17 protein-coding genes are annotated in these 17,252 nt (G+C 63.8%); 13 read left to right on the top strand and 4 right to left on the bottom strand.

Features of this window, described 5'->3' with window-relative positions:
• From ileS to ispH, 4 genes are all read left to right on the top strand, one after another.
• Positions 1–2,832: an isoleucine--tRNA ligase gene (ileS, locus tag BLS75_RS28070; RefSeq protein ID WP_015637091.1), complete on the top strand. Its 2,832-nt coding sequence runs from the start codon at positions 1–3 to the stop codon at positions 2,830–2,832.
• Positions 2,825–3,337: a signal peptidase II gene (lspA, locus tag BLS75_RS28065; protein ID WP_011063548.1), complete on the top strand. Its 513-nt coding sequence runs from the start codon at positions 2,825–2,827 to the stop codon at positions 3,335–3,337. The genes ileS and lspA overlap by 8 nt, the downstream gene beginning before the upstream one ends.
• A complete protein-coding gene (fkpB, locus tag BLS75_RS28060) occupies positions 3,330–3,782 on the top strand; it encodes an FKBP-type peptidyl-prolyl cis-trans isomerase (RefSeq protein ID WP_011063547.1) in 453 nt (150 codons plus the stop codon). The genes lspA and fkpB overlap by 8 nt, the downstream gene beginning before the upstream one ends.
• 102 nt (positions 3,783–3,884) lie before the next feature.
• Positions 3,885–4,832: a 4-hydroxy-3-methylbut-2-enyl diphosphate reductase gene (gene ispH / locus BLS75_RS28055; protein WP_072452995.1), complete on the top strand. Its 948-nt coding sequence runs from the start codon at positions 3,885–3,887 to the stop codon at positions 4,830–4,832.
• Here the strand turns inward: ispH and BLS75_RS28050 are convergent, their stop codons facing one another.
• The gene (locus BLS75_RS28050; protein ID WP_072452997.1) at positions 4,833–5,357 is read right to left on the bottom strand and encodes a GspH/FimT family pseudopilin; all 525 of its coding nucleotides are present in this window, start codon (positions 5,355–5,357) and stop codon (positions 4,833–4,835) included.
• 131 nt (positions 5,358–5,488) lie between these two features.
• Here BLS75_RS28050 and BLS75_RS28045 point away from each other — a divergent pair, with 131 nt between their 5' ends.
• Genes BLS75_RS28045 through thiO form a run of 7 tightly spaced genes read left to right on the top strand, consistent with a single transcriptional unit; the run spans position 5,489 to position 12,208 of the window.
• Complete coding sequence (locus BLS75_RS28045) at positions 5,489–5,959, top strand: GspH/FimT family pseudopilin (RefSeq protein WP_011063545.1); 471 nt, start codon at positions 5,489–5,491, stop codon at positions 5,957–5,959.
• The gene (gene pilV, locus BLS75_RS28040) at positions 5,956–6,399 is read left to right on the top strand and encodes a type IV pilus modification protein PilV (protein WP_015637088.1); all 444 of its coding nucleotides are present in this window, start codon (positions 5,956–5,958) and stop codon (positions 6,397–6,399) included. Before BLS75_RS28045 ends, pilV begins: the two co-directional genes overlap by 4 nt.
• Positions 6,396–7,106, top strand: a complete 711-nt coding sequence (locus tag BLS75_RS28035) for a PilW family protein (RefSeq protein WP_072452999.1) — start codon at positions 6,396–6,398, stop codon at positions 7,104–7,106. The genes pilV and BLS75_RS28035 overlap by 4 nt, the downstream gene beginning before the upstream one ends.
• Positions 7,106–7,588: a pilus assembly PilX family protein gene (locus BLS75_RS28030; RefSeq protein ID WP_236203389.1), complete on the top strand. Its 483-nt coding sequence runs from the start codon at positions 7,106–7,108 to the stop codon at positions 7,586–7,588. The genes BLS75_RS28035 and BLS75_RS28030 overlap by 1 nt, the downstream gene beginning before the upstream one ends.
• Positions 7,575–10,637 carry a pilus assembly protein gene (locus tag BLS75_RS28025; RefSeq protein WP_072453003.1) on the top strand — a complete coding sequence of 1,021 codons (3,063 nt, stop codon included), beginning with the start codon at positions 7,575–7,577 and terminating at the stop codon, positions 10,635–10,637. Before BLS75_RS28030 ends, BLS75_RS28025 begins: the two co-directional genes overlap by 14 nt.
• A gap of 15 nt (positions 10,638–10,652) precedes the next feature.
• Complete coding sequence (locus BLS75_RS28020; RefSeq protein ID WP_072453005.1) at positions 10,653–11,054, top strand: type IV pilin protein; 402 nt, start codon at positions 10,653–10,655, stop codon at positions 11,052–11,054.
• Between the two features lie 53 nt (positions 11,055–11,107).
• Positions 11,108–12,208 (top strand): glycine oxidase ThiO, encoded by a 1,101-nt coding sequence (gene thiO / locus BLS75_RS28015; RefSeq protein ID WP_047289300.1) that lies wholly within the window; start codon positions 11,108–11,110, stop codon positions 12,206–12,208.
• Here thiO and BLS75_RS28010 read toward each other — a convergent pair.
• The 3 genes from BLS75_RS28010 to BLS75_RS28000 form a co-directional block, all read right to left on the bottom strand.
• Positions 12,205–13,539, bottom strand: a complete 1,335-nt coding sequence (locus tag BLS75_RS28010; protein ID WP_072453007.1) for a sigma-54-dependent transcriptional regulator — start codon at positions 13,537–13,539, stop codon at positions 12,205–12,207. The two genes, thiO and BLS75_RS28010, sit on opposite strands and share 4 nt — an antisense overlap.
• 425 nt (positions 13,540–13,964) lie before the next feature.
• A complete protein-coding gene (locus tag BLS75_RS28005; RefSeq protein ID WP_015637081.1) occupies positions 13,965–14,198 on the bottom strand; it encodes a PP0621 family protein in 234 nt (77 codons plus the stop codon).
• Positions 14,199–14,322: 124 nt separating this feature from the next.
• Entirely contained in the window at positions 14,323–15,348 is a 1,026-nt protein-coding gene (locus tag BLS75_RS28000) for an outer membrane protein assembly factor BamD (protein ID WP_011063536.1), read from the bottom strand.
• A 150-nt stretch (positions 15,349–15,498) separates the two neighbouring features.
• Between BLS75_RS28000 and rluD the strand changes: the two genes are divergently transcribed.
• Entirely contained in the window at positions 15,499–16,461 is a 963-nt protein-coding gene (gene rluD / locus BLS75_RS27995; protein ID WP_011063535.1) for a 23S rRNA pseudouridine(1911/1915/1917) synthase RluD, read from the top strand.
• Positions 16,458–17,183: a peptidoglycan editing factor PgeF gene (gene pgeF, locus BLS75_RS27990; protein ID WP_072453009.1), complete on the top strand. Its 726-nt coding sequence runs from the start codon at positions 16,458–16,460 to the stop codon at positions 17,181–17,183. The genes rluD and pgeF overlap by 4 nt, the downstream gene beginning before the upstream one ends.
• Positions 17,184–17,252: the final 69 nt, after the last annotated feature.

The raw sequence follows: 17,252 nt of genomic DNA, 5'->3' as shown, positions 1-17,252 counted from the left end.
ATGACCGACTATAAAGCCACGTTAAACCTTCCGGACACCGCCTTCCCAATGAAGGCCGGCCTGCCTCAGCGCGAACCACAGATTCTGCAGCGTTGGGACAGCATTGGCCTGTACGGAAAGTTGCGCGAGATTGGCAAGGATCGTCCCAAGTTCGTACTGCACGACGGTCCTCCCTATGCCAACGGCTCGATTCACATCGGTCATGCGGTCAACAAGATTCTCAAGGACATGATCATCCGCTCGAAAACCCTGGCGGGTTTCGACGCGCCTTACGTTCCTGGTTGGGACTGCCACGGTCTGCCGATCGAGCACAAGGTCGAGGTGACCCACGGCAAGAACCTGTCCTCGGACCAGACCCGCGAGCTGTGCCGCGCCTACGCTTCCGAGCAGATCGAAGGGCAGAAGGCCGAGTTCATCCGCCTGGGTGTGCTGGGCGACTGGGCCAATCCCTACAAGACCATGAACTTCGCCAACGAGGCCGGGGAGATCCGTGCCCTGGCGGAAATGGTCAAGGGCGGCTTCGTGTTCAAGGGCCTGAAGCCGGTGAACTGGTGCTTCGACTGCGGCTCGGCCCTGGCTGAAGCAGAAGTCGAGTATCAGGACAAGAAGTCCGCGACCATCGACGTGGCCTTCCCGGTCGCCGACGAAGCCAAGCTGGCTGGCGCCTTCGGCCTGGCCAAGCTGGCCAAGCCTGCTGCCATCGTGATCTGGACCACCACCCCCTGGACCATCCCGGCCAACCAGGCGCTGAACGTACACCCCGAGTTCAACTACGCCCTGGTCGACACCGGCGAACGCCTGCTGGTGCTGGCCGAAGAGCTGGTGGAATCCTGCCTGGCCCGCTACAACCTGGAAGGCTCGGTGATTGCCACGGCTCCAGGTTCGGCCCTGGAACTGATCAATTTCCGTCATCCGTTCTACGATCGTCTGTCGCCGGTGTATCTGGCCGAATACGTGGAGCTGGGTGCCGGCACTGGCGTGGTTCACTCGGCCCCGGCCTATGGTGAAGACGACTTCGTGACCTGCAAGCGTTATGGCATGGTCAACGACGACATCCTCAACCCGGTGCAGAGCAACGGTGTCTACGCGACATCGCTGGAGTTCTTCGGCGGCCAGTTCATCTGGAAGGCCAACCCGGCCATTGTCGACAAGCTGAGCGAAGTCGGTGCGTTGCTGCACACCGAAACCATCAGCCACAGCTACATGCACTGCTGGCGCCACAAGACCCCGCTGATCTATCGCGCCACCGCGCAGTGGTTCGTTGGCATGGACAAGCAGCCGGAAGCCGGCGACACCCTGCGCCAACGCGCCCTGCAAGCCATCGAAGACACCCAGTTCGTACCGGCCTGGGGCCAGGCACGCCTGCACTCGATGATCGCCAACCGCCCGGACTGGTGCATCTCCCGCCAGCGCAACTGGGGTGTGCCGATCCCGTTCTTCCTGAACAAGGAAAGCGGCGACCTGCACCCACGCACTGTCGAGCTGATGGAAGAAGTGGCCCAGCGCGTCGAGCAGGAAGGCATCGAGGCCTGGTTCAAGATGGACGCCGCTGAGCTACTGGGCGACGAAGCCGCCCAGTACGACAAGATCAGCGACACCCTGGACGTCTGGTTCGACTCCGGCACCACTCACTGGCACGTGCTGCGCGGTTCGCACCCCATGGGCCACGAAAGCGGTCCGCGGGCCGACCTGTACCTGGAGGGCTCCGACCAGCACCGTGGCTGGTTCCACTCGTCCCTGCTCACCGGTTGCGCCATCGACAACCACGCGCCGTACCGCGAACTGTTGACCCACGGCTTCACCGTGGACGAGAACGGCCGCAAGATGTCCAAGTCCCTGGGCAACGTGATCGCGCCACAGAAGGTCAACGACACCCTGGGTGCCGACATCATGCGCCTGTGGGTCTCGGCCACCGACTACTCCGGCGAGATGGCGGTTTCCGATCAGATCCTGCAGCGCAGCGCCGACGCCTACCGGCGGATCCGCAACACTGCGCGTTTCCTGCTTTCCAACCTGAGCGGCTTCAACCCGGCCACCGACCTGCTGCCGGCCGAAGACATGCTGGCCCTGGACCGTTGGGCCGTGGACCGTACCTTGTTGCTGCAGCGCGAGCTGGAGCTGCACTACGGCGAATACCGCTTCTGGAACGTCTACTCCAAGGTGCACAACTTCTGCGTGCAGGAGTTGGGCGGCTTCTACCTCGACATCATCAAGGACCGCCAGTACACCACCGGCGCCAACAGCAAGGCGCGCCGTTCGGCGCAGACCGCGCTGTACCACATCTCCGAAGCGCTGGTGCGCTGGATCGCACCGATCCTGGCCTTCACCGCCGATGAGCTGTGGGAATACCTGCCGGGCGAGCGTAACGAATCCGTGATGCTCAACACCTGGTACGAAGGCCTGACCGAATTGCCCGCTGACTTCGAACTGGGCCGCGAGTACTGGGAAGGCGTGATGGCCGTCAAGGTTGCGGTGAACAAGGAGCTGGAAGTTCAGCGCGCGGCCAAGGCCGTCGGTGGCAACCTGCAAGCCGAAGTCACCCTGTTTGCCGAGGATGGCCTGGCCGCTGACCTGGCCAAGCTGAGCAACGAACTGCGTTTCGTGCTGATCACTTCGACCGCCAGCCTGGCCCCGTTTGCCCAGGCACCAGCGGACGCCGTGGCCACTGAAGTACCGGGCCTCAAGCTCAAAGTCGTCAAGTCGGCCTTCCCCAAGTGCGCCCGTTGCTGGCACTGCCGTGAAGACGTCGGCGTGCACCCTGAGCACCCGGAAATCTGCGGTCGTTGCGTAGACAACATCAGCGGAGCAGGCGAGGTCCGTCACTATGCCTAACGCCGCAGGCCGTTTCGGCCGTCTGGGCTGGCTGTGGTTGAGCGTGCTGGTCCTGGTCATCGACCAGGTCAGCAAGCTGCACTTCGAAAGTTCGCTGAGCATGTACCAGCAGATCGTGGTGATCCCGGATTACTTCAGCTGGACCCTGGCCTACAACACTGGCGCCGCCTTCAGCTTCCTCGCCGACGGCTCCGGCTGGCAGCGCTGGCTGTTCGCCCTGATCGCGATTGCGGTCAGTGCGGTGCTGGTAGTCTGGCTCAAGCGTCTGGGGCGCAATGAAACCTGGCTGGCCATCGCTCTGGCGCTGGTGCTGGGCGGGGCCCTGGGTAACCTGTACGACCGCATCGCCCTGGGCCATGTGATCGATTTCATCCTGGTGCACTGGCAGAACCGCTGGTACTTCCCGGCATTCAACTTCGCCGACAGTGCCATTACCGTTGGCGCGGTGATGCTGGCCCTGGATATGTTCAAGAGCAAGAAAACCGGAGAAGCCGTTCATGACTGAACAGGTATTGACTGAGCAACGCATCGGTCAGAACACGGAAGTCACTTTGCATTTCGCATTGCGCCTGGAGAACGGCGACACCGTAGACAGCACGTTCGACAAGGCCCCGGCGACCTTCAAGGTCGGCGATGGCAACCTGCTGCCAGGGTTCGAGGCGGCGCTGTTCGGCTTCAAGGCCGGCGACAAGCGCAACCTAACCATCGAACCGGAAAACGCCTTCGGCCAGCCCAACCCGCAGAACGTGCAGGTCATCCCGCGTTCGCAGTTCCAGGACATGGAGCTTTCGGAAGGCTTGCTGGTGATCTTCAACGATGCGGCGAACACCGAGTTGCCAGGTGTGGTCAAAACTTTCGATGACGCGCAGGTGACCATCGACTTCAACCACCCGCTGGCCGGCAAGACCTTGACCTTCGACGTTGAAATCATCGACGTCAAAGCGCTTTAAAAGCATCGCCGGCATGCCGTCTTCTATTATCCAGGAGCCGGCTGCCGGCGATCCGCTGTCTACAACGATCTAACTTCTTGCGCGCAAGACACGAGGCACAGCATGCAAATCAAACTCGCCAACCCCCGTGGCTTCTGCGCCGGCGTGGACCGGGCGATCGAAATCGTCAATCGCGCCCTGGAAGTCTTCGGGCCGCCGATCTACGTCCGGCATGAAGTGGTGCACAACAAATTTGTCGTCGAAGACCTGCGCAATCGTGGAGCGATCTTCGTCGAAGAGCTGGAGCAGGTGCCGGATGATGTCATCGTTATCTTCAGCGCCCACGGTGTTTCCCAGGCAGTGCGCAGCGAGGCTGCAGGTCGTGGCCTCAAAGTGTTCGACGCCACCTGCCCGCTGGTGACCAAGGTGCATATCGAAGTGGCGCGCTACAGCCGCGACGGCCGTGAATGCATCCTGATCGGCCACGCTGGCCACCCCGAGGTCGAAGGCACCATGGGCCAGTACGACGCCAGCAATGGCGGCGCCATCTACCTGGTGGAAGACGAAAAGGATGTGGCCGAATTGCAGGTGCGCAACCCCGAGCGCCTGGCATTCGTGACCCAGACCACCTTGTCCATGGATGACACCAGCCGGGTGATCGATGCCTTGCGCACGCGCTTTCCGGCCATCGGCGGGCCACGCAAGGACGACATCTGCTACGCCACACAGAACCGTCAGGACGCGGTCAAGCAACTGGCCGACGAATGCGACGTGGTGCTGGTGGTCGGCAGCCCCAACAGCTCCAACTCCAACCGCCTGCGCGAGCTGGCCGAACGCATGGCCACCCCGGCCTACCTGATAGACGGTGCCGAAGACCTGCAGCGCAGCTGGTTCGATGGTGTGGAGCGCATCGGCATTACCGCCGGCGCCTCGGCCCCGGAAGTGCTGGTGCGTGGCGTGATCCAGCAACTGCAGGCCTGGGGTGCCACCGGCGCCGATGAGCTGGCCGGCCGCGAAGAAAACATCACCTTCTCCATGCCCAAAGAGCTACGGGTTCGCTCGCTGCTCTGATCAGCCGACGCCTGCACACAAGGCCTGCTCGGCGTTTTCACTGCGCAGGCTGACCCTCCCGCTACGTGACAGCACCACTTGATGGCGGCTGTACTCCTGGCCTGCCTGGCAGACATGGAGTGTTCCGGCCTGGAAGGCGCCACTGGGCAGCAACGGATGGCCCAGGGCACTGAAGCGCACGAAGTGCTGCACCGGGCGATTGCCCACGATCAATACCTGCCCACTGCCTTGGCGCTCGATCAGTTGCGGGTTGCGTGCGTCCTGGGCGCCCTTGCCGCTGATATCCAGGATGATCCTCCAGCCCCGGCTCCAGTCGTCCTCCAGACCATGGATCAGGACCGTGCGCTGGTGCAGGATCGCTGCCGCCCGGGCGTTGCGCAGGCCACTGGCGAGCATCTGCGCGGCGTCCTGCTGGCGATTGGAGCGCAGCAGCTCACTCATGGCGCTACCGGAAAGCGGCAGCAGCAGGGCCAGCAGAACCAGTGCGGTCAGCAGTTCAATCAGGCTGAAGCCTTTCTCATGCATGGGGTCTCCCTCCCTGGGGACGACGGTTTCACGCAATCCGTGCGTGTTCATTGAGCAAATGGCCAAAGCGCCGGTCTATGGAGGGTCCGGGCGCTTGCCTGTTATAGCCGATGACACTTCCAAGGCCGGCCATGAATTTGCATACAAAGGGTTTCACCTTGCTGGAATTGCTCGTCGCCCTGGCGATCGCGGCCCTTCTTCTGGGCCTGGTGGTGCCAGCCTATCGCACCACCGTGCAGCGAGTGCGTGCCGACACCGAGATCAATCAACTACGTCAGGCCCTGGCTTACGCACGGTTGGAAGCGATCAATCGCCGACAGAGGGTCGGGATTCGCCCGGCTGCCAAGGACGCTCCCTGGAACGGCGAATTGATGGTGTATGCGGGGCAGGACCCCGGAGGCAATGTATTGCGGGTTGTTCCAGCCATCAGTCCGGGCGCCACCCTGACGCTAACCTCAGATGACCACAGCATCGATTTCAATCGCCTCGGCGGCTTGGCGGCCAGTGATGCGCTGCACATCGTCTATGGACTGGACCAGCAGCGGCGGGTGATCAGTGTCTGTCTCAATGGGCGGGTGATAGCAGCGGAGAACTGCGGATGAACGTGCGGGATGCACAGGATGGCATGACCCTGATCGAGGTGCTGGTGGCGCTGTTGATACTGGCGGTGGGCCTGCTGGGTGCGGCGGCGGTGCAGATCAAGGCGCTGCAGTACACCGACAGCTCGCGGATGACCACCCAGGCCAGCTTTATCGCCTATGACATGCTCGACCGGATCCGCGCCAACGCCGCCGCCGACTACAGCGTGGCGATACCGGCAGAGGGCAACCCGGGCAATGTGCGGGATCAGGACCTGTACGACTTCGCCGCCAATATCGCGAGCTTCGCCGGCCCCAGCGGCAAGGGCAGCATCAGCGTCAAGCAGCATGTCTACACCATTCGCATCACCTGGGACGACTCCCGTGCCGAAGGCCGGGAGGGCAGCCTGCGTAGCCTGGAGCTCAGCAGCCGGGTTGCAGCGCAACCGGGAGGCTTGCCGTGAACCGGGCCGATAGTGGCTTCGGCCTGGTGGAGATGATGCTGGCACTGGCCTTGAGCCTGGTGCTGGTACTGGGGGTGGCCCAGGTATTCATTGCGGCGAAGAACACCTACCAGAGTCAGAGCGCTGCCGCCTACCTGCAGGAGGATGCTCGCTTTGTCCTGAGCAAGATGCTTCAGGAAATCCGCATGGTGGGGCTGTTCGGTTGCCTGCGGACCATCAGTGATGCCAGCACGGCACGGGAGTTCTCGCACTATGCGGCGACACCGATCCAATGGGACAACGCCGAGCAGAAACTGACCCTGATCACCGCCGATGTCGGGGACGATGGCGGTGCGCCGACCTGGAGCGTGGTCAGCGACTGCCAGCGCAGCGCCGTAGCCTATTCAGGCGCTCATCGAGGGGCCGGCGCTGAGCAGGTGTTCGCCCTGCGCCGGCTGTTCTACAGCCTGAAGAATCGCCAGTTGCTGCTGGGCAGTGGCCTTGGCAAGCAGCAAGCGGTGCTGCTGGACAACGTCGAAGCCTTTGATGTGAGTTTCGGCATGGCCCGTTCGGCCACCGACATTGCCGCCTCCAGCTACAGTCGCAACCCATTGGACCCGGAACGGATCCGCAGTGTGCGCTTGCGCCTGACCCTGGCTGACCCCCATGACCGCGTGCGCCCGCAGACCTATAGCGTGGTCGCGGCCCTGCGCAACAGGTTGCCCTGATGACGCGCTTGCGAGGTCGGGTTCCTCTCGGGCAGCGGGGTATGGCGTTGCTGGTCAGCCTGGTGTTCCTGTTGCTGCTGACCCTGATCGGGCTCTCGTCGCTGCAGAACGCCACCCTGCAGGAAAAAATGGCCGCCAGCCTGGCTCTGCACAACCGCGCATTCCAGGCCGCCGAAGCCGCGCTGCGGGTGGGGGAGAGTGCGGTGCAGCAGGATGATTTTCGCTTGCCGGTATGTGCCAGCCCTGTTCAGTGCGCGCCTCCCGCCGAATCAGCGCTGGTCAAGGCTCCTGGAGTCAATGCTGCTTCGGCGGTGCTGTGGATCGCTAGCGGCTCTGGCTTCTACGGGGTGCAGAACCTCGGTGTTTCACAGGATGCGGTGAATGTGCCGAGCAATACTCCGGCCACCTTGTATCGCGTGACCGCTGTCGGTCTGGCCGGGCAATCGCGCAGTGTGCTGGAGAGCATCTATGCCAAGTATTGATCGGGGCATGCGTCGGCCCGGTTGGCGAAGCCTGGGCGCGCTGCTGCTGAGCCTGTTGCCGGTGCCTCTAGCCATGGCGTTCAACCCTGCCAGCCCCCCGCTTCTTGGTGCCGCGGCGGTGGCGCCGAACGTGATGCTGGTGCTGGATGACTCCCAGGGCATGAACAGCATTGTCCATGCCCGGGAGTTCGATCCGCTGCTCGCCCGGGCTGCGGTCTGGCGCTGTGCCGGAGTGGGGGGCGAGTGTGCTCGGGGTGAGCGACTTGCAGGCCAGGCGATTGCCTTGTCCAGCCTCGGCGAGTCGGGGTGCCGGGCAGGCTTTCACAGCTTCCATGATCCCGAGCGTGGGGTGCGCTGCCTGAAGCTGCCGGACCCGGTTGGGGCGGGAAATACGCTGTACTCCGCGGACTACCTGTCCTGGCTACTGGCGCAGGCCAAGGGACGGGAGCGAGACTTCACTGACGGTTCCATTCCCAACGACTACCGGATGAATGTGGCGCGGCGGCTGGCCACGGCCCTGGTTACCCGGTATCGCTGGCTGCGCCTGGGGTTGGCCACCTTCAACCCGCCGGCCCCGGGTGATCCGGGCCCTGGGGGTTACATTGCCCGTCCCATCAGTGACCTGTCGGCCATTGAAGGCGCTGTGAGCCCGGCCCAGGCCGAGGCCAATTACCAGGCCCTGCTGGCGACAATCAACGGCCTCAAGGCCGGCGGTCATACGCCGTTGGCGGAAACCTACTACGAGATCACCCGCTACCTGCGCGGCATGGTGCCGTACTACAACCTTTCACCGGCGCTCTACAGCAGCCCCATTCAATACCGTTGCCAGAAGAACTACGGGGTGGTGATCAGTGCCGGCGCGGCGGATCACGATACTCAGTTCCCGCTCAACGACCCTTTAGGGGCGGGGCGCCTGCCCAACTGGGACGGGGTCGGCAACGATGGTGGCGAGCGCGATGGGCAGACTCTATTCCTCGATGACCTGGCCAAGTTCGCCTTCGATATCGACTTGCGTGGCCCAGGAGTGGATGAGGCCGGTAAAAGCTGGGCGGAGGTGGATTTCCCCCGTCAGTACCTGAATACCTTCACGGTGGGTTTCCAGGCCCACAATCCTCTGCTGATGGGCGCTGCGGACTACGGCCAGGGTGAGTATTTCCAGGCCCGCAGCAACCTTGAAGGCGTGCTGGCAGGCGTTCTGGGCGAAGGCGTAGCCAGTGCCGTGACTGCCGGCAGTGGTGTACTGGATGCCGCCAGTGGTCGTTATTACCAGAGCCAGTACGACCCGGTCGATTGGCATGGCACGATCCGCGCCTACGGCATCGACAATCAGGGCCGAGTGGCTGTCGGTTCGCCGTTGTGGAGCAGCGATAGTGGCGTGGATGGTGCCGGCGCGGCGGTAATCCATGAGACCTGGAACACTGCCAGCCGGCGTCCGGTGAGCCTGGCCTACGGCAACTTGTCCACCGCTCAGCGTGGCGAACTTGAGCAGTCGTTGCCTGCAGGTGTCAGTGGCGCCGAGTTACTGCGCTGGAGCCAGGGCCGCTCCGTGAGCGGGCTCAGGGAGCGCCGCTATCAGTTGGGAGATATCGTCAATTCGCCGCTGGTGCTGGCAACTGCCGGGCAGCGCAGTGCTGTCGATGGGGCTGCCGGGGGCGACTACAGCCGCTACCTGGCACAGAAGGCCACGGCCATGGCGACGCGCTTGTTGGTGAACAGCAATGACGGGTTGTTCAATGTGTTGGACCCGGCCAGCGGTGAGCGCCTCTATGGCTACATGCCCTCCAGCGCGTTGGGCGCCCTGGCGCAGGTCGCAGATCCCGGTTATCGGCGGGGCGAGCGCCATCGCTATCTGGTGGATGGTCCCCTGGCGGTGTTCGATGGGCAGCGGGGCGGTGCCTGGCAAACCCTGGCCCTGGGGGGCGTCGGGGCGGGCGGCAAGAGTTTCTTTGCGGTGCGTCTGTTCGACGCCGTGCACGGCAATGCGCCTGGCGCCTTGTGGGAAATCGGCGCTCCTCCCGAGCCGGACCGCAATCATCCTTTCAATGACCTGGGGTATGCCTATGCCCGCCCACAGGTAGCGCGCTTGGCCGATGGACGCTGGGCGGCTTTCATCGGCAATGGCTACGGCAGCCATTCCGGGGTGGCAGCGCTGTATGTGGTGGACCTGAATGATGGCTCGCTGATTCGCGAGATCGCCATTGACGACCAGCCTGACAATGGCCTGTCGTCCGTCACCCTCAAGGTCAATGCACGCAATGAAGTGCAGGCGGCCTATGCGGGCGACCTCAAGGGGCGAATGTGGAAATTCGAGCTGTCCGGCAACGATAGCGCCAGCTGGCATCTGGCATTTGCCGGGCAGCCCTTGTTCCGCACCGCGGGAGGCGCCAGCCAGCCGATCAGCGCACCGCCGCGCCTGCTCGATCATCCCCGTGGTGGCCAATTGGTGCTGTTCGGTACGGGCAAGCTCAACGAGACCCGGGACAAGCAAAGCCGGGCGCGCCAGGGATTCTATGGCGTGTGGGACGCCGAGGGCGGTCCTGGGGGCATTGGCGAAAGTCAGTTGCAGGTGCAGCACCTTGAGGCCGGGTTCAGCGCGGCGGCCGGCAGTTTCCTGCGCAGCACCCTCAACGAGGTGCGTTATCCGGCGCAGCGCGGCTGGTACCTGCCCCTGGTACAAGGTGGCCTGGCAGCCGGCGAGCGGGTGCTCAACGAGGCGACCCTGGTGGCCGGCAGGGTGGTGTTCAGCACCCTGCAACTGGAGCCCGACGACCCTTGTTCGAGTGCCAGCAGTGGGAAATTGATCGAGCTGGAGGCGTTCAGCGGTAAGATGCTCGACGCTGCGGTGCTCGACACCAATGGCGACGGGGTCGTGGATGACCAGGACCAGCCCTCCAGCGGCGTGCGCTACGTCGGCACCGTGCCCAGCCTTGGCGGAGTTGCCAGCAATGGCGCCCGCAAGATCATCAGTGACTCCAGGGGTGGCATCAGCACCCTGGTGGAAAGGCCCGGCGGTGGCAGCCGGCGCATCCTGTGGCGACAAATCCAGTAAGCGAGATTCTTGACCATGCGCAGATCCAACCAAGGTTTTACCCTGATCGAAATCATGATCGTGATTGCGATCATCGGTCTGGTCCTTACCTTGAGCCTTCCCAGCATCACCGAATACGTGAAAAAACCGCACCGCAGCGAAATCGCGGTACTGCTTACCGAGCAGGCGCAGCAGCTTGAACGGCATTTCTCCAAGGCTGGGGTCTACAGCAACGCCCCGGACCTGAGCGCCGGCAATGAGTACTACAGCATTACCGCAACCCTGACCGACACCGGTTTCTCCCTGACCGCGACCCCGAAGGACGATGGGCTGATGGCGGCGGACAAGTGCGGCAGTTTCAGCATCGACCAGACCGGCGCGACCCGCATCAGCGGCCAGGCCGAAGGGCTGACCGCCAAGGATTGCTGGGGGCGCTGAGCACCTGATTCGGGCCGCGGCGCCCACTGTCTTTCTCATGATTGGATCGGACTATGGCTAAGCAACAGCAAGTGCTGGTGGTGGGCGGCGGGGTGATCGGCCTGCTCACCGCCTTCAATCTGGCGTCCCAGGGCCAGCAGGTACGGCTTCTGGAACGTTCGGACCTGGGGCGTGAATCGTCCTGGGCCGGTGGTGGGATCGTCTCGCCGCTTTACCCCTGGCGCTACAGCCCGGCGGTCACTGCCCTGGCGCACTGGTCGCAGGATTTCTACCCACAACTGGCCCAGCAACTGTTCAGTGCCACCGGTGTCGACCCGCAAGTGCATGTCACCGGCCTCTACTGGCTGGACCTGGAGGATGAAGCCCAGGCCCTGGAGTGGGCCAAGCGTGAAGGCCGGCCGCTGAGTGCTGTGGATATCTCGGCGGTGCATGACGCGGTGCCGGTGCTGGGCAATGGTTATCAACAGGCGATCTACATGGCCGATGTGGCTAACGTGCGCAACCCGCGCCTGGTCAAATCCCTGAAGGCGGCGTTACAGGCGTTGCCTAATGTGCAAATCGATGAGCAATGCACCGTCAGTGGTTTTATCCGCGAAGGCCAGCAAGTGGTGGGGGTCGATAGCTCGCTGGGCGAGGTTCGCGCCGATCAGGTGGTGCTCTGCGCGGGGGCCTGGAGTGGCGAACTGCTGGGCAGCCTGGGCCTGGAACTGCCGGTGGAGCCGGTGAAGGGGCAGATGATCCTCTACAAGTGTGCTGCCGACTTTCTGTCCTGCATGGTCCTGGCCAAGGGGCGCTATGCCATCCCGCGGCGCGATGGCCACATTCTGGTGGGCAGCACCCTGGAGCATGAAGGCTTCGACAAGACCCCGACCGTTTCGGCCCTGGAGAGCCTCAAGGCCTCCGCGGTCGAGCTGATTCCCGCCCTCGCCGAGGCCGAGGTGGTCGGGCACTGGGCCGGGCTGCGCCCGGGCTCTCCGGAAGGCATTCCCTACATCGGGCCGGTTCCGGGCTTTGCTGGCCTGTGGCTCAACTGCGGGCACTACCGCAATGGCCTGGTGTTGGCGCCGGCCTCCTGCCAGCTGTTCTGCGACCTGCTGCTGGGGAACCCGCCGATCATCGACCCGGCGCCTTATGCGCCTGAAGGTCGGATCTAGTCCAGCCCGAGCTTCTTCATGCGGTAACGCATCGAACGAAACGACAGGCTCAGCCGCCGGGCCGCCGCCGTGCGGTTCCAGCGGGTTTCCTCCAGGGCCTGGAGCAGCAGTTGGCGCTCCACCTGTTGCAGGTGCAGCGCCAGGTCTAGCTGGGTAGCCGCCGCCGATGATCGGGCTTCAAGGCTGCCGGCTCTGGGCAACTGCAGGTCGTCTGTTTCTATCCAGCGTCCTTCGCATAGGGTCTGCGCCCGTTCCAGCAGGTTTTCCAGCTCTCGCACGTTGCCCGGAAAGTCATAGCGCTCCAGGGCTTGCAGGGCTTCGGGACGTAGCTGGACGGCAGGCTGTCCGCTGTCCCTGGCCAGACGCTGCAGGACGTGCCCGGCCAGTGCGGGGATGTCGCCACGGCGCTCGCGCAACGCAGGGACTCGCAACTCGATGACGTTCAGGCGGTAGTAGAGGTCCTGGCGAAAGCGTCCGGTCTCTACCTCGTTTTTCAGGTCCTTGTGGGTGGCACAGAGAATCCGCACGTCGACGGTTTTTTCCTGTTGGCTGCCTACAGGGCGCACGGATTTTTCCTGCAAGGCTCGCAGCAGTTTTACTTGCATGGCCAGGGGCAGGTCGGCGACCTCATCAAGAAACAGGGTGCCGCCGTGGGCGGCCAGAAATAACCCGGGCTGATCGCTGACGGCGCCACTGAAGCTGCCTTTGCAATGGCCGAAGAGTTCACTCTCCATCAATTCGGAAGGAATCGCCCCGCAGTTGACCGGGACGAACGGGTATCGGGCCCTGGGGCCAAGCTGGTGGAGCAGACGGGCGACCCGTTCCTTGCCACTGCCGGATTCACCGCTGATATAGACCGCCGCCAGGCTGTGGGCCAGCTTGTCGATGTGGCGACGCAGGGCATTCATGGGCGCCGAGTCTCCCAGCAATTGCCGGGCTGGGTCATCCGTTGCGCAGTCCGTGGCCTGCTTCAGGCTGGCACCTACCCAAGCGCGCAGTTGCTTGAGGTCCAGAGGCTTGTGCAGCAACTGGCAGGCTCCGGCCTGCAGGGCGCCCGCGCTGGCCTGTGCACAGGCGCCGTTGCTTAGCAGCGCCACAGGAAGGTTGGGGTGGGACTGGCGGATGTGCCGCAGCAGCTCCAGCCCGCTGCCGTCCGGTAGCTGCAGGTCGGTCAGGCACAGGTCAAAGCGCTCACGGGCCAGGCGGCCACGGGCTTCCTGCAGGGTGCGCGCACTTTGGGTGTGCAAGCGCATTCGGCCCAGAGTGATCTCCACAAGGGCGCGGGTTTCCGTGGCGTCATCGACCACCAGCACCGATTGCCGTGGGTTCATGGCGGCTGCAGTTTTCATCCGTGAGTGAGGAGCGGGCGACAGTGCTCGCCCGATGGGCGTGAACTCAAGTCTAGGCCCGACGGGGTAGCGGCGCAGGGGATGGGCCACTGGTCATCCTGCCGGGCGTCCTGAAGGTGCGCGTCGTCGGGACGTTGTGGTGCCCGTGGATGGGGGGCTACAGCGCTCTGCCCGAGAGCGAAACGGCGAGTGGGCGCCAACAGGCTATTTTGTCGCCAATTGTTCGGCCGGGGTTGGCACTTGGGCCTTCCCGTTCCTGAGTAGAGGTTCGAAGCCTGGGAGAGGCGAGGGAGGAAGGGGGCGACGAGCCGGTTCATGCGCTGACCAAGGCCTGGAATAGTCCGTGTCAGACGCCATTTTTCGCCCCCGAGTTCCTTGCCTCGGCTATCCGCAGTGGGCCTGGCGGCTCAGCGGTCCTGGTTTCCCGGCCCTTGTTGCAGGTGTGCCTGGCTGCAGTACCACTGTTGCGACTGGCTCAGGGCCCGGTCCTGGGGCAGGTGCACGCCGCAATGGGCGCAACGCACCATGGGCGTAGTGGCCGGTTCATTGGGGGAGCGAGGGGCGGCGACAGGACGCTTGAACTTGCGCCAGAACCATACCGCGGCGGCAATCAGAGCGATCCAGAACAGTAGACGAACCATGGCAACCAGCTTTTTGAAGGGGGAGGGGGCAGTTTAGCCAAGCGCCCGACGGGCGCACAGGCCCATCAGTGCGCGGGCATAAAAAAGGGAGACTTCAAGTCTCCCTTTCCGGCCTGCGGGGTGATCAGTCGAACACGCCGAAGGTCATGTAGCTGAACCAGGAACGGTCGCTATTGTTGTTGCCGGCAGCCTCGTGCTCTTCTTCCTCGACCACGTCGCCGTTGCTGTCTTTAGGCTTGAGCTCGGACGGAATGGCGTCCTTGGCATCCTGGTACTGCTTCATCACGTCCTGGTTGGCGCGGGTTTCTCCCGGCGGCAGCGGTGGACGGGACTCGATCAGGCCCAGGGTGGCCTTGCTCAGCCACGAACGGTTGTCGGCCTCAGCCACGCGTGGCACGAACTGACCGTCCACCAGGCTTGGGTGGTTGGGGTAGTTGAGCTTGAGAGTTTCCAGGCTGGTGGCAGCCAGTTCATCCAGGTGCAGGCGCTGGTAGGCCTCGGTCATCACCGCCAGGCCGTCGCCGACCGATGGGGTTTCCTGGAAGTTCTCCACTACGTAGCGGCCACGGTTGGCGGCGGCGACATAGGCCTGGCGGGTCAGGTAATAGTCGGCTACGTGGATCTCGTAGGCAGCCAGCAGGTTGCGCAGGTAGATCATGCGCTGCTTGGCGTCCGGCGCGTAGCGGCTGTTGGGGAAGCGGCTGGTCAGCTGGGCGAACTCGTTGTAGGAGTCGCGGGCGGCACCCGGGTCACGCTTGGTCATGTCCAGCGGCAGGAAGCGCGCCAGCAGGCCGACGTCCTGGTCGAACGAGGTCAGGCCCTTGAGGTAGTAGGCGTAGTCCACGTTCGGGTGCTGGGGGTGCAGGCGAATGAAGCGCTCGGCGGCGGACTTGGCGGCCTCCGGCTCGGCATTCTTGTAGTTGGCGTAGATCAGCTCGAGCTGTGCCTGATCGGCGTAGCGACCAAAGGGATAGCGCGATTCCAGGGCCTTGAGCTTGGCAGTGGCGCTGGTATAGCTGTGGTTGTCCAGGTCGGTCTGCGCCTGCTGGTACAACTCGACTTCGCTCAGGTTTTCGTCAACGACTTCCTTCGATGAGCAAGCAGCGGTCAGTGCGAGGATGGCGATCAGCAGCAGGTGTTTCACTTGCATGGCGGCTTGCGTCCCTATGACGGCCGCTGTCTTGGGCGGGGCCGTCCTGTTATGATGAGCGCCCCGTTGAAAGCCTCGGGGCAAAAGACGCCGTATTTAACCACAAGCGCGCAGCCGAAACCAAAGGCTGTGCCGACGCCCAGTCCGAGCATGTCCGATAAAATTGAACTTCGCGCAGAGGTGCCGTCCGAACTGGGCGGTCAACGCCTCGATCAAGTCGCCGCCCAACTATTCGCTGAGCATTCGCGCTCGCGCCTTTCCGCCTGGATCAAGGACGGCCGCCTGACTGTGGACGGAGCGGTCATCCGCCCGCGGGACATCGTGCACGGCGGCTCCATTCTTGAGCTGACTGCCGAGCAGGAGGCCCAGGGCGAGTGGATCGCCCAGGATATCGAGCTGGATATCGTCTATGAAGATGACGATATCCTGGTGATCAACAAGCCTGCGGGCCTGGTGGTGCACCCGGCTGCCGGCCATGCCGACGGCACCCTGCTCAATGCCCTGCTGCATCACATCCCGGACATTATCAATGTGCCGCGGGCCGGTATCGTCCACCGCCTGGACAAGGACACCACAGGACTGATGGTGGTGGCCAAGACCATCCAGGCGCAGACCCAACTGGTGGCCCAGCTGCAAAGCCGCAGTGTCAGCCGCATCTATGAATGCATCGTGATCGGCGTGGTAACCGCCGGGGGCAAGATCAACGCTCCGATCGGCCGTCATGGCCAGCAGCGCCAGCGCATGGCGGTGATGGAAGGCGGCAAGCAGGCCGTCAGCCACTACCGGGTCCTGGAACGTTTCCGTTCCCACACCCATGTTCGGGTCAAGCTGGAAACCGGTCGTACCCACCAGATCCGGGTGCACATGGCCCACATCAACTTCCCGCTGGTGGGGGATCCAGCCTACGGCGGCCGCTTCCGCATTCCGCCGGCGGCGAGCCAGACCATGGTCGACTCGCTGAAGAACTTCCCGCGCCAGGCCCTGCATGCACGCTTCCTGGAGCTGGATCATCCGACCACCGGTATCCGCATGAGCTGGGAATCGCCGCTGCCGGACGATTTCGTCTGGCTGCTGTCGCTGCTCAAGCAGGACCGTGAGGCGTTCATCGGATGAATGACTGGCTGATTCCCGACTGGCCCGCGCCGGCCGGAGTCAAAGCCTGTACTACCACCCGCGCTGGCGGCGTCAGCCTGACGCCGTTCGACAGCCTCAACCTGGGCGACCATGTCGACGATCAGCCGCAAGCAGTGGCCGAGAATCGCCGTCGCCTGAGCGAACACTTCGGCATCGCCCCGGCCTGGCTGCAACAGGTGCACGGGGTGGCCGTGGCCCACGCCGATCCTTCCATGGCCGCGACCGCGGACGCCAGTTGGTCCGCCACCCCGGGCGTTGCCTGTGCGGTGATGACGGCCGACTGCCTGCCGGCACTGTTCTGCAACCGTGCCGGAACCCGAGTCGCCGCGGCCCATGCCGGCTGGCGCGGGTTGGCGGCGGGCGTGCTGGAAGCCACCCTCGACAGCCTGGATACGCCCTGCGCCGAGGTGCTGGTGTGGTTGGGGCCGGCCATTGGCCCGCAGCGCTTTGAAGTGGGGCCCGAGGTGCGTGAAGCCTTCTTCGCCCAATTGCCGGCAGCCGAGCAGGCCTTTGTGCCGAGCGCCAATGCCGGGCGCTTCATGGCCGATATCTATCAGCTGGCGCGCCTGCGCCTGGCTGCCTGTGGTGTGACTGCCGTGTACGGTGGCGGCTACTGCACCGTCAGCGATCCCCGCTTCTTTTCCTACCGGCGCAGCCCGCGTACCGGGCGTTTTGCCTCCCTTATCTGGCTTGAGCGCTAGACTAATCTGACTTGTGTCAAGCTGCTGACGCTTGAATCTCCCAGAATCGACCGCATCTAGTGAAACATC

This window comes from Pseudomonas sp. NFPP12 (assembly GCF_900103205.1).
GTDB classification, from domain to species: Bacteria; Pseudomonadota; Gammaproteobacteria; order Pseudomonadales; family Pseudomonadaceae; genus Aquipseudomonas; species Aquipseudomonas protegens.
Note: the sequence above shows the minus strand (reverse complement) of the source record. Positions and strands in the feature narration are given on the sequence as shown.